Origin of the sequence: Streptococcus uberis (assembly GCF_900475595.1) — a bacterium.
GTDB classification, from domain to species: domain Bacteria; phylum Bacillota; class Bacilli; order Lactobacillales; family Streptococcaceae; genus Streptococcus; species Streptococcus uberis.
On record NZ_LS483397.1, the window covers coordinates 147681 to 160669 of the forward strand.

Here is a 12989-nt window from a genome sequence, read left to right on the forward strand (position 1 = left end):
AGTTATTGCTCCCCTTTTTTATTTTTGATTTTTAGTAGGAGATAAATAAATGGTAGTAATTAAAAAGCGTAGTAATGTAATTCCAGTCGATTTTGGGGAGTTCAAACTTGAATTTCTAGCTAACGATAAAAGCATTAAGAAAATGACTGAAGTTGGTAAAAAATTAGAGTCTGAAGGTGCTAAACTATCAGAAACTGTAAATGATGATGACAATCAAGCATTTGAATCATTGCACGATTTAGTTAAATTATCATGGACTGAGATTTTTGATGAAAATGCATTTGAAAAAGTTTATAAATTCTCAGAAGGTACAACAATTGACTGCATGATTTACTTACTTGAAGCTGTAAATGGGATTATGTCAGAGTGGGAAAAAAATAACAACGGGGATGCGCTTAAAAAATATCTAGGTGACTAATATGCTTGATTTATCAAGGAAATTGACAGATGAGCTAGTCATTGGTGATGATGTGTACCCAATGAACATAGCTTTTAACAAGGTCTTGAAAGTCATGGAGCTTATCAATGATGATGAGTTTGACGACATCTACAAGCCTTATTTGGCTATTCAGATATTTACTGATGTTGATTTCACAGAGGTTTTGACCCCTGAACAAGCTACGGCTATTTTCAAGCTGATTTTTGAGGAACACATCAGAATAATTCCAGCTAAAGATAGTGCACCAGTATTAGACTTAGCTGGAAATCCAATCAAAAGCAAGATACGCTCTAAAAGTCAATCAGAGGACGGAGAGCGTCTTTTTAGTTTGAAGTATGACGCTGAGTACATCTACTCATCATTCATGCAGGCTTACGGTATTGATTTGATTGACGCACAGAATACGTTGCACTGGAAGAAGTTTAATGCCCTACTTAATGGGTTACCTAGCGATACTAAGTTTGCTGAGGTGCTTAAAATACGTTCTTACAAGCCACAGAAAGGCGATAGTAAGAAGTACAAGGAAGGCATGAAACAACTCAAGAAAGAGTATGCACTACCAAATGATTTCGACTACTAGAGAAAGGGGGTATATATGGCAGATGGATCAGTAACAATCAAAGTTGATTTGGACGGTTCTGGCGCTCAGTCTGGTGTCAGTAAGTTAAAATCACTTTTTGGACAATTAGAAGGAGCAGGCTCAAAGGTTGGGTCTGTTTTTAAGTCGGTTTTAGGAGCTAATATTATTAGTTCGGCTTTAACAGCTGGCATAAGTACTGTTAATAACGGTATACGTGACATGGCTTCTGAGCTGAACAGTTCTGCCAAAGCATGGAAGACATTCGAAGGTAATTTACAAGCTTTTGGACGATCTCCCGAGGTCATCAAAGCAGCTAAGAGTGAAATGCAAGACTTTGCTACCAAGACCATTTACTCAGCCTCTGACATGGCTAGTACATACGCTCAGTTAGATGCTGTTGGGACCAAGAATGTTGGTAGCTTGGTTAAGGCCTTTGGTGGACTTGCAGCCTCAGCAGAAAATCCAGCCCAAGCTATGAAGTCTTTATCTGTGCAAGCTACTCAGATGGCGGCTAAACCAAAGGTTGCTTGGATGGATTTTAAAATAATGATGGAACAAGCCCCTGCTGGTATGGCTGCTGTTGCTAAAGAAATGGGCATGACAACAGCTGAACTAGTTTCAGCAGTAAATGATGGAAAAGTAAAAACTGAAGATTTCTTTGCAGCAATGGAACGTGCAGGTAACTCAGACGCTTTTCAAAAAATGGCTACTGAGTTCAAAACTGTTGATCAGGCAATTGATGGAGCAAAAGAAAGTCTATCAAATAAGTTGATGCCTGCTTTTGATAAAGTAAATGCATTTGGTATTAAAGCAATTAACGCCTTATCTTCTGCAATTGATAAGATTAATTTTGACAAGTTAGCTAGCGGTCTCGGAACTTTCTTAGATGGTATCGATATAGAAGCTGTTATTAACAAGATAGCTAGTACAGTTTCTTCTGCCACATCCAAATTACAACAATTCTTTTCTATTTTTAAAGGGACTGGAGCTGTATCAGCTTTACAGTCAGCGTTAGGAGCTGTTGGCAAAGCGATTAGTCATATTGTTTCATCAATAACTGGCAATAAAGAGCAAATAACAAGTTTCGCTACGGCTGTTGGCGACGCATTTGTTCAGATTTCAGGAAAGATTGAAGATGTTGCTAATTGGATTTCTAAGATTGATCCTGGAGTTTTTAGAAATTTAGTTGCTGGAGTGTTAGCATTTAATACTGGTTTATTTGCCTTAAAAAAAGGTATCAAAATAGCTACCACCCTAAAATCAGCATTTGATTTTGGTAAAACACTAGTTTCGTTAATAGCTAATATATTCGGCTTGACCGTTGCACAAGCTGCAAACGCTGGAGCAAGTGCAGCAATGAGTGCAGGAAATACAGCTGTTGGAACAACCGCAAGTGCTGCTGCTGTATCAGTAATGAAAATGGGAGCTGGAGTGTTAATGGTTGGAGCTGGTTTTCTTTTGGCTGCGACTGGAGTATATGTGCTCGTTCAAGCAGCTTCTCAATTATCTTCAGCTGGGACTGGTGCTCAAATAGCTATGGTTGCTTTTGCTGCAGGAATTGCTTTATTAGCGGCAGGTGCTACTGCTCTAGCTCCTGCTCTGACAGCTGGAGCAGTTGGAATACTAGCTTTTGGTGGTGCTATTTTAATGATAGGAGCAGGTATTGCAATTGCATCTGCAGGTATAGCGTTGCTAGCAACTCAGTTGCCAACTATTGCAACCTATGGACTTAGTGCATCAATTGCTCTTATTTCTCTTTCTGCGGGTTTGCTTTCGGTTGGAGTTGGTGCATTGATGGCAGGAGCTGGATTGTTAATTGCTGGAGTAGGATTGACAGCTTTAGCAGTTGGAGCTGCATTGGCAGGAGCAGCTACCGTGTTATTAGGAGCTGGATTATTAGTTGCATCAGCTGGTGTCGCTGCATTTGGTGTAGCTTTAAACATCTGCGCACCTGCGCTTCAAAAATTAGCAAATGCTGTTTCAACAGTCGTAGAAGCTGTAAGCGGAGCATTTGTTAGTGTATTGAATAGTGTCTCTGGTGTCATCACAAGTATTGGAAATGCTGCACTGAAGGCAGGAACAGGATTTAAGTCTCTTGCTCAAGGTGTTGTTATGATTACCAATACAAGATTTGGTGATATGGCTGCATCTCTTACAGCAGTTGCAGTTGGTTTAGGTAAAATTGCAGCTAGTGGAGCTGGTTTGGGAATAGTTGGCTCAAGCATGACACAATTAGCAACAGGAATGACAATGCTTGCAACAAGTTCAACAATGGCTCTTGCTGGAATGACTGGAATATCATCAGCTATTACTACGTTACAAGCTTCAATCAGTACAATACCTTCTGTTTTAATGTCGGCATCTGCTAGTTTCAGTACATTTTCTTCACAGATTATTGCTAGTGCATCAAGTTTATCTGTTGTTAATGCACCTATCGCAATGTTGAAGATGCAAATTATGACAATTACACCAGCGTTAGCAATGGCATCTGCTGGATTTTTAATGTTTGGAGCACAACTTAGCGTAGTTGCTGCAGCGTTTATCAGAGTTGGTTCAATGGCAGATATGACAGCTACACAGATTAATCAAGTGGCGACATCTTGTTTACTTGTATCTAGCGCATTTACTTCAATGCAGAGTGCAGTGCAATCAGCTATGCAGGCTATTTTGAGCACTGTTAGATCAGTCGGCTCTCAGATGCAAGCTGAGGGTACTAGAATTGGTAGACAAACAGCTCAAAATATAGCTAGTGGTATAAATGGTGGCATTGGATCAGCGGCAAGTGCAATGAATGCGTTAATGTCAGCAGTGCACTCTGCTGGAATGAGCGGTGTTGGTGCTATGCGTGGTATTGGTGCAATGATTGGCCAAGGTTTGGCTCAAGGTATGTATTCAGCGCTTGGAGCAGTAACAGCTGCAGCTAATGCACTAGTTGCCCAAGCGGAGAGAGCAGCACAAGCTAAGGCTAAAATTCACTCACCGTCTCGACTCTTTAGGGACAATGTAGGCCGTTATATCGCTCAAGGTATTGCAGTTGGTATTGAGAAAAATACTTCTGATGTAACAGATAGCCTAGCCTATGTTCAAAAAGAGATGTCATCCTTTAAGTTTGATGTAGAGGACTTAATTGGTTTAGGCAACGGAACATTGTCAAGTCAACTTAAACTTAAATCAAACACTGAGCAATCTATCAAGGCTGATCTTACTGCTAAAAAAGAGAAAAATGACAACTTAATCAATAAAGCTCTGGAAATCGCTAAGAAAGCAGTTGAGAAACCAACACATATTGATGTTAACGGTGAAACTATTGCCACAGCAACGAAAAATGAGACTTACAAAGTCCAAAAAGAAGTTAAAGAAAACATTGATAGGATTGAGGGATTATTTGCATGAGTGAGTTAACAGTTAAATTTAATAATGTTGATTTGTCACCATTTTTTAGAGTGGTTGACATTGACAGAGCAAATCAAGATGAGATTGTTCTCACTGTAAAAATGAAGACATCAGACAGTCGCAGTATGCAACAAAAAAAACGTGAATTACGCAAGATTGTGATGACTGATAACTATTATGAACTAATTTTCAGTGATGAACCTGAGTTAATGTACTATGCCAGAGTTGTTGAAAGATTTGATGAGTCAAATGGGATTTCATGGTTTCAAGATGTCAAAATCAAATTTCAAACGCTTGATGGCTATGCATACAGTACAAGTTATGAAGATATACCATCTGACAAGATAACGACAGCCAACAACATCATCACAGTTGATTTTGATAATCAGGGCACAGCACTAGCTTGCCCGATTATTGAAATGACTAATAATGCCGATAATGGATTTGTAGGGATTGCTACTGACAATAGCAGCCTTGAGATTGGCAATGTTGAGGAAGTTGATACTGTAACCGCTCAAAATTCAGAAATGATGGTTAATTTCAAGCCATTTAATGCTAATTTGATGTTATCATCTGGAACTCAGAGGGTAGGTATCGCCAATGACAAGTATCAATCGCTAACAGGAACGCTTGGAATTGTCAAACGAACAAATGGTATCTCTGATGTTGATTGGCTTTATCTTGCAAACTCTGGGACAGAAACCAATACACTTAACGGGCAATCATTGACCTATTCAGCAAAAGCTGATGTCAATGGTGAGGTTGGGACATTGTTCGACACGATTTATTGGCGTCAAGTGTTTCACACTGGTTTATTGCCTCAAAAATCGGCAATTAAGGTTTGTGTATCTGATGAAAATGGCAATTTCTTGTACGGTGTTGAGACTATCAAGAGATCTAACTCAAATATCGCAGAATTTAACTGTATGATTGCAAATCCTAACAATCCCGTTGGTTATGACATGGTTAGACGCTCAACATTCTTGGCTAGTCATATCCTGAACGAAAATCCGTTTATGAACTCAAATGGACATATGGCAATGTATAGAAATGATGATGTAATCACATTTTACGAGAGAGGGTATACAAAGCATCAATCCGATTATCTGAAAGGCAAGAAGAGCGCTAAAGTGCATGTATTTTTACTTAAATACAAAGGTAGTCAACAAGTGACAGACATGTTCATTAGTGATTTTATGTGGCAAAAACATCACGTTCCCGTAATTTTGGACGTTCCAAACAGGTATCCTAATAATGTAAATATTATTTTTAACAATGAGATTGGCAAAGTTACAGTTGATGGCATGCCAGAAAGCACAGTTTTAGGGTCAGAATATATCAAGTTGCCACCTGGAAAATCAACTATGAAAATGCATTTTTCAAGCTTTTTGACGACATTGCCAACGGTTAAAGTCAAGTATAGAAAGAGGTTTAGATAGTGCAAATAACGTTTTATGACAAAAATATGCATGAGACGGCAGTTGCTGATAATGCATTATTAAATGCTATCAAAATTAATAAAGCATCCTTGACCTCATTTTTTGAAGAGTCTACACATCAGGTTGAGTTTGAATTTTCAAAGGAAAGCGGTGAATGGTGGGGTATCAAGGAAAATGGTTATCTTGCATTTAGATTTTTAGGTGATTTCTTTAGATTTTCAATTGTTAAATTTAAAGAAAATGCCAAATCAAAAACCATTTCAATAATTGGTGATTATTTCAATCTTGAAATGTTAAGTGAAAATTGCTTAGCTTATGAAAATCAACCAGCTAGGACAATTGTTGAACATTTAACCGCAATGGAGTTTTTTCCATATGCCAATTTTGAAATTGGTGTGAACGAACTAGCAACAAGTAAGAAAACCCTCAAATATGAGGGTGAAGATGTTAAGTACAAACGTTTGATATCAATTATCAACAATTTTGGCGGTGAGTGTGAGTTTGAAATCAAGCAAAAACGTAATGGCCAATTTGATAAGCTGATCCTTAACATTTATAAAGCCAATGATGGTGTGAACTATCAGGGTGTTGGCCGAAATAGACGGGATTTTGAAATCACGATTGACAACTCAAATGATGTCAGCCGAACTTTTGATATGACTGATATTAAAACAGCCATTGAACCTATTGGCAAAGATGGATTGAGGCTTGGTAATCGTGGCACAGTTTGGAAAAACGAGCAAGGTCAAACTGAGTTTTATCAAAAAAATAATCGCATCTATGCACCGATAGCTGCTGAAAACATGCCAAAAGTGCTAGATATAGATGATTACTTGCTATGGAAATTAAACATTGATACTGATGATGTCGCAAAACTTGAGTCTGAGGGGTTGAAGTGGCTAAAAAATGTTTGTTACGGCAAAGAAACTATTGAAGTTACAGGGTCATTTGATGTCAGAGTTGGCGACACTGTAATTCTCAACCACAAAGGGATTGGTCGTTATGGCATCTTAGGATCATTACGAGTGATGAAGATTACTTGGAATTTGCTAACAGGTACAAACGAAGTCACATTTTCTAATTTCAAACGTTTAGCATCAAAAATTTCAGCTCAAGGTTTAGCATTACAAGACACAATTGAGAGTCCTGCTAGCTATGACATCGCATTTAATACGACAGCTGGAACAGTATTTAAAAACAATACAGGTGTATCAACAGTATCATTCAATTTCAAAAAGAATGGTTTGGATGCTGCTGTAATTGGTCAAAGATGGTATTCAGGAACTCAACTATTATCAACAGGTTTAGAATTCATGGTCAAACCTGCTAATTTAACCAATGATTTATTGACATTGAGATTAGAGGTTGATGTTACAACTGGAATCACATTCAGCAAAGAAATCACTTTCTTGAATGTAAATGATGGTGCAAAAGGTGATACAGGTAATGGGGTTGTATCAACTGAAAATTATTATTTAGTATCAGCTAGCAAAACAGGTATCTCCTCAACGACTGTTGGATGGGTTAAAGGTACTCCTCAAATTGCAACAGTGATAAATAAATATCATTGGCATTATCATGTTGATATATACAGCAATGGCACTAGAAAAGAAACTACTCCTGCAATTATTGGTATTTATGGTGATAAAGGTACTGACGGTGTCACATATTATCCTCATACTGCTTATGCAAATAAATCAAAAGATATTTTCTACGATTCACTACCTAGTTTTGCTAATTTACCTGGTTATCAAGGGGCATTGGTTTCATCAGTTCCTGAAAATGGTGCTTATAAGATAACTACTACCGGCGGAACTCATGTTTTGAAAACATTCGTTGGAATAAATGGTACATCTGGAAAGGCTTTGTGGACAATTGTCAGGTTAAAAAATACACATTCAACAAATAACCTAAGACTTGTCTTTAATGGCATAGGTGATGGTACGGTACTTAATGGTAGTTTTCCGACAATAGTAATAAAACCAGGCGAAGAATATTTTTTCATGAAGTCTGGAGTTGCTAGGAGTGATTACGATTTTATTCAGATAACTTTCCAAAGTGACTCTGCTGATAAAGATTTAGCTTTTACTTTGTATGAAGCTTCATTTTATAATTCCTCTCCATTTGTAAATTTTTCGTTTGTGCCTAATAATCATGATTTTCTTGGTTATTATACTGATGCATCAGTTAATGCAAGCACAGATATTACAAAATATAACTGGAATAAAACAAAAGGCGCATTAGACGAAGCACAGGTTGCTGAAATGAACAGCAAGATTGACACCAAAGCAGATGACGCTTTAACCCAAGAGCAACTAAATGCTCTCAATGAGAAAGCAGGTATTATACAAGCTGAACTAGATGCTAAAGCTAGTGCTGACACATTGGACAACTGGATTAAGGCTTACCAGGACTTTGTAAAAGCTAACGACGCAGCAAGAGCACAGGCTGAAAATGATTTGATTTCAGCCAGTCAGCGTGTCTCTACTATAGCTAAAGATCTTGGGGAACTCTCTGACCGTTGGAATTTCATTGATACCTACATGAGCTCATCAAATGAGGGTTTAGTTATTGGTAAGAATGACGGTAGTTCAAGTATGTTGTTTAGCCCTAATGGTCGTATTTCTATGTTTTCAGCAGGGGTAGAGGTTATGTATATCTCTCAAGGCGTTATTCACATTGAAAATGGTATTTTCTCAAAAACCATCCAAATTGGACGCTTTAGAGAAGAACAGTATCACCTAAATCCTGACATGAACGTTATCAGGTATGTAGGTTAGAAAGGAGTGATTTATGGCTGAATTTTGGTCAAATAATGACCGTGGATACCGTATTCGTCTATGGATAGACCAAACCTCTCAAAGTATTTCAGGAAATAGTAGTCAGGTTAGAGTAAGACTTGCCTTGCTTAATACAACAACTACTTTTGCACAGTATAGTTGTTCTGCATATGTTGACCTAAATGGTCAGCGGTTGAATTGGTCAGGTAGTCCAAATATGACCAGCTACAACTCTACAATCATGCTGATAGACCAAACTATCACAGTTGGTCACAATGCAGATGGTACTAAGACTTTTGGACTGGTGGCAAGTTTCTCAGGTAGCGGTGGTTGGTCTCCTGGAACATTAACTATCGGTGGTAATTCATTTACACTTACTACTATCCCACGCTCTAGCTCTGTTAGTGTTGGTGCTGGCGTTATTGGCAGTGCTATCACTATAAACATCAATAGACAAAGTTCTAGCTTCAAGCATACTGTCCGCTATGCTTGGGGAAGTAAGTCAGGAACCATTGCAAGTGGTGTGGATACTTCTACCACTTGGACTATTCCTCTTGATTTTGCTAGTGACATCCCAAACTCTACCAGTGGTAACGGCACTATCTATGTTGATACTTATTCAGGAAGCACACTGACAGGTACACAGTCAACAACACTGACAGCAAGTGTTCCAGATAGTATAAAACCAACATTTTCAGGAGTTTCACTATCCGATTTGAACACGGCAGCTCAAAATCTAATACCAGGTAACACCTTTATTCAGATTATCTCTAACATCAAGGTCAATTTTAGCGGTGAGGCTGGGTCTTATGGCTCATCTATCACTGGATACAAAGCTGAGATAGTTGGTAAGAACCAAACAACCAATGTGAACGGTGGAACCTTGGGCATTATGAACTATAACGGTACCGTCACTATCAGGGCAAGTGTTTCTGATAGTCGTGGTCGTTGGTCTGATACTAGAGATGTCTCAGTTACAGTGCTTGAGTACTTTGCTCCAGCACTTAGTTTTAGTATTGCTAGAACTGGCTTAACCTCTAGCACATTTACGGTGACAAGAAATGCTAAAGTGGCCTCTCTAACAGTTGGAGGTAGCCAAAAAAACACTATGACCCTCTCATTTAAAGTTGCTAAGTTAGGGACTACAACCTACACTGAAGATACAGGAGCGGCTTCTGGTACATGGACTAGTTTATCTAATCTGACAAACTCGCAGGCTAATATGGCTGGCAGCTATGTAGGTAATCAATCATGGGTTGTCATTGGGACACTTTCTGACAAATTTACTCAGACAGAGTTTGCTGTCAATGTTGCTACGGAAAGCGTGGTTTTTTCTTATGACCGTTCAGGTATCGGCGTTAACAAAATTAGGGAACGCGGTGTTATCGACGCTCAGGGTGATGTATATGTTGGCGGTAACATTTTTGCTAATGGCAAGCAAATTCAACAATTAATGCTTACAACAAATGACGGAACTCAAATAACAATAGCCGGTGATCTTAATAATTATAAGACCACCGGTTTTTATATGGGTAGTAATACAAACCTGACCAATCTGCCACCGGCAGTTTCTGGGTCACACACTTGGCATCATATCATAGTCCAACGGTACAGTCACCAATATGTGTTACAACAATCCGTTGATTTCAATGGTGTTATTACTGCATTTAGGGTTTGTCGTTCCGGCACTTGGCAAGGTTGGCAATATCTAACGCAAAGCACACACCCGAATCTGGTAAATACAGGCTGGATTTCAACTGGCGTGAGCGGTGTCTACTATAAGCGGACAGGCGATTTAGTCACTGTTAAAATGGAAGTGACAACAACAGCAAATGCTAACATGGATATTGGTAAGGTTCCATCATCACTTGTTCCTCCAAATGGTCTAATGTTACGTGTTACCGCATGGACAACAGACCATTTATTTGGTCGTAATTTACAAATAGGGGCTGAAGGTGGAATGACACTCATAACGACAGGCAGAGGCGATTTATTCAGAACACAAGTATCTTGGTTAATTTAAAGGAGAATTAATATGGCAGTAAATTTACCGTTCGAATACGTTCGGAAGTCTTTAAACTATGACGCTAGCGGTTCGCCGTCTGAATTAGTAGTATATCTAAATGTAAACGGCCAGGAAACGCCGTTTTTCTTATCGACCGAACATGAGAAAAAAACTAATACAGAATTATTTGATTTAGTGATGGAGTCAATCTATCAAGTCAATTTTCCCATGAGAGCTGAAAATGAAAAATTCAACTTACTTGGCACTAAAATCGCAGAAGTTGATAAGGCTACCGAAGAGTCAAAAAAAGCAACTGAAGATTTAATAGCTCAAACTGAAAAAACTAAGCAAGAGTTGCAAGATAAAATTGATAATGCAGTTGTAGAGCTTACAACTCTAATCACTTCTAGTCTATCTGGTACTGCTTAATGGAAAATATATTAAATATAATAACTACACTATTTTATATGTTAAAAAAAGGAGAATTTACTATGATTTTTACAACAAAACATTATATTGTCGACGTTTGGTATCGTAGAGTTGCAAATGGCATTTGTTCATTTGAAGAAGTACCTAAATTATTCAACCTGCGAGATGTAGTAAAAGAGTTGCTTGATCAAAAAGTAACTGACCAACCTGTTTCTGAATAACGAGGTGCATAAATGACAAATGATATTACACCAAACGTTGCACTAACAGACTTATTCGTTAACATGAAAGATGTTTTTCAAAGTCCTGTTTTTCAGTTTTTTATTTTCTTATTAGTAGTTGACATTTTAACAGGATATTCTAAAGCTTTTAAAACAAAGAAATTTGACAGCAAGATAGGCACAAACGGAATGCTACGGCATTTAATTGTAACTATCACTATTATTGCTGTTGGAGTTTTTGCTCGTGTTTTTGACTATCAATTGGTCTCAGTTTCTTATTGTATGTTTTATATCTGGACTTATGCTTACTCAATTTTGGAAAATTGGGAAGTATTAGGGTGGGGGTTCCCACCACAACTTAAACCATTTGTAAATCAAATGAAAAAACAAAGTGATCAGAAAGTAGCAGATGTATTAAAAGTTGATACTTTGAAAGTAGTTAATCCTGAAGTATCTGCTGAGCGAATAAAAAAGGGGGAATAAGATGACAGATAGTATATTAGAAATGCGTAGATTACAATCAATTCCTGTTAAATACGATATGGGAGACAGGTACGGAAATGATGCTGATCGTGATGGTAGGATTGAGATGGACTGCTCATCTGCGGTCTCTAAAGCTCTTGGCATCAGTATGACAAACAACACAGAAAGCTTGCAATCTGTACTACCTACAATTGGATATCCTAAGATTTTTGATGCGGTTGATGGCACTTTTGATATGCAAGCTTATGATGTCATTATTTGGGCGCCACGTGACGGTTCTAGCTCGTTAGGAGCTTTCGGGCATGTACTAATTGCGACAAGTCCAACAACGGCAATCCATTGCAATTATGGATCGGACGGAATAACTGAAAATGATTATAATTATATTTGGGATTTAAACGGTCGGCCTCGTGAAATTGTCTTTAGGAAAGGTTCTTCTACTACTGTTCAATCAGCACCTCAGTCTGATTTTGATAAAGAGCTAGCCGTTGAGGCTCGACTGGAGAAATCTAATCAACCTTACTACGAAGCTACGCTATCTGAAGATTACTTTGTAGAGGCAGGTCCTACAATTACTGCAAAAGACAAAGAATTCTTGCGAGCAGGAACACGTGTTAGAGTGTACGAAAAACTTAACGGTTGGTCACGAATTAATCATCCAGAGTCTGCACAATGGGTTGAAGATAGTTATCTTATTGACGCAACAGATATGTAAATGCGCTATTGATTATTAAAATATGTTTTGACTGTTGTACTAAACCACTCAAATCACTTGACACTAAAATAAAGATAATGTAAGATAAAGATAAACATACGAATCAAAATCTGTTAGCGTTTGTGTGTTGTAGTCTCAAAAGTCTACCTTTCCAGTTGGTAGCAAGAAAAAAATTGTTAAAGGATTTATATCCAACCTTCTAAAGCGCAGTTTGCAGACTGCGCTTTTTTTGTTTTGTTAGAATGTAAAAAAAGAGCTAGGATTGCAGTCCTAACTCTATGAAAAAAATTGTTATGCACGGACTATCGTTTGTGGCGACGGTCATGTACAACATCAGCTAAAATATTTGCCGCGAAAGAAACAGCAAATGCTCCAACTAATGCAAGGATGGTATCAACCATAGTCCAACCTCCTTTTTTTAAAATTGCTATTTTACTGGTAGCTCCAGCCCATGAAATCCTTAGGACTTAATGTTAATAATAATTATATCTAAATATTAAAAATA

General features: G+C 38.0%; 10 protein-coding genes. All 10 read left to right on the forward strand.

What is annotated here, in order from left to right; all coding sequences use genetic code 11:
- The first annotated feature begins 49 nt into the window (after positions 1 to 49).
- The 10 genes from DQM95_RS00980 to DQM95_RS10190 all read left to right on the forward strand — a co-directional run bounded on the left by DQM95_RS00980 (position 50) and on the right by DQM95_RS10190 (position 12484).
- Positions 50 to 418 (forward strand): hypothetical protein, encoded by a 369-nt coding sequence (locus tag DQM95_RS00980; protein WP_006739703.1) that lies wholly within the window; start codon positions 50 to 52, stop codon positions 416 to 418.
- A gap of 1 nt (position 419) precedes the next feature.
- On the forward strand, positions 420 to 1019 hold the full coding sequence (locus tag DQM95_RS00985) for a Gp15 family bacteriophage protein (RefSeq protein WP_037592934.1): 600 nt from the start codon (positions 420 to 422) through the stop codon (positions 1017 to 1019).
- A 15-nt stretch (positions 1020 to 1034) separates the two neighbouring features.
- Complete coding sequence (locus tag DQM95_RS00990) at positions 1035 to 4412, forward strand: tape measure protein (RefSeq protein WP_037592930.1); 3378 nt, start codon at positions 1035 to 1037, stop codon at positions 4410 to 4412.
- A complete protein-coding gene (locus DQM95_RS00995; RefSeq protein ID WP_111685888.1) occupies positions 4409 to 5851 on the forward strand; it encodes a distal tail protein Dit in 1443 nt (480 codons plus the stop codon). Before DQM95_RS00990 ends, DQM95_RS00995 begins: the two co-directional genes overlap by 4 nt.
- Positions 5851 to 8631 (forward strand): phage tail spike protein, encoded by a 2781-nt coding sequence (locus DQM95_RS01000; protein WP_037592928.1) that lies wholly within the window; start codon positions 5851 to 5853, stop codon positions 8629 to 8631. The genes DQM95_RS00995 and DQM95_RS01000 overlap by 1 nt, the downstream gene beginning before the upstream one ends.
- 13 nt (positions 8632 to 8644) lie before the next feature.
- The gene (locus DQM95_RS01005) at positions 8645 to 10654 is read left to right on the forward strand and encodes a DUF859 domain-containing protein (RefSeq protein ID WP_037592924.1); all 2010 of its coding nucleotides are present in this window, start codon (positions 8645 to 8647) and stop codon (positions 10652 to 10654) included.
- Positions 10655 to 10666: 12 nt separating this feature from the next.
- Positions 10667 to 11065, forward strand: coding sequence for a DUF1366 domain-containing protein (locus DQM95_RS01010; RefSeq protein WP_037592923.1), 399 nt, complete (start codon positions 10667 to 10669; stop codon positions 11063 to 11065).
- 62 nt (positions 11066 to 11127) lie between these two features.
- Positions 11128 to 11286 (forward strand): hypothetical protein, encoded by a 159-nt coding sequence (locus tag DQM95_RS10030; RefSeq protein WP_170123116.1) that lies wholly within the window; start codon positions 11128 to 11130, stop codon positions 11284 to 11286.
- A 12-nt stretch (positions 11287 to 11298) separates the two neighbouring features.
- A complete protein-coding gene (locus DQM95_RS01015) occupies positions 11299 to 11769 on the forward strand; it encodes a phage holin family protein (protein WP_111685889.1) in 471 nt (156 codons plus the stop codon).
- 1 nt (position 11770) lies between these two features.
- A complete protein-coding gene (locus DQM95_RS10190; protein WP_037592922.1) occupies positions 11771 to 12484 on the forward strand; it encodes a peptidoglycan amidohydrolase family protein in 714 nt (237 codons plus the stop codon).
- The last annotated feature ends 505 nt before the right edge of the window (positions 12485 to 12989 follow it).

Excerpts from the sequence above, each read along its gene's own strand:
- DQM95_RS10030 (WP_170123116.1), top strand. The coding sequence starts at position 11,128 with ATGATTTTTACAACAAAACATTATATTGTCGACGTTTGGTATCGTAGA.
- DQM95_RS00995 (WP_111685888.1), top strand. The coding sequence starts at position 4,409 with ATGAGTGAGTTAACAGTTAAATTTAATAATGTTGATTTGTCACCATTT.
- DQM95_RS00980 (WP_006739703.1), top strand. The coding sequence starts at position 50 with ATGGTAGTAATTAAAAAGCGTAGTAATGTAATTCCAGTCGATTTTGGG.
- DQM95_RS01005 (WP_037592924.1), top strand. The coding sequence starts at position 8,645 with ATGGCTGAATTTTGGTCAAATAATGACCGTGGATACCGTATTCGTCTA.
- DQM95_RS00985 (WP_037592934.1), top strand. The coding sequence starts at position 420 with ATGCTTGATTTATCAAGGAAATTGACAGATGAGCTAGTCATTGGTGAT.
- DQM95_RS00990 (WP_037592930.1), top strand. The coding sequence starts at position 1,035 with ATGGCAGATGGATCAGTAACAATCAAAGTTGATTTGGACGGTTCTGGC.
- DQM95_RS01010 (WP_037592923.1), top strand. The coding sequence starts at position 10,667 with ATGGCAGTAAATTTACCGTTCGAATACGTTCGGAAGTCTTTAAACTAT.
- DQM95_RS10190 (WP_037592922.1), top strand. The coding sequence starts at position 11,771 with ATGACAGATAGTATATTAGAAATGCGTAGATTACAATCAATTCCTGTT.
- DQM95_RS01015 (WP_111685889.1), top strand. The coding sequence starts at position 11,299 with ATGACAAATGATATTACACCAAACGTTGCACTAACAGACTTATTCGTT.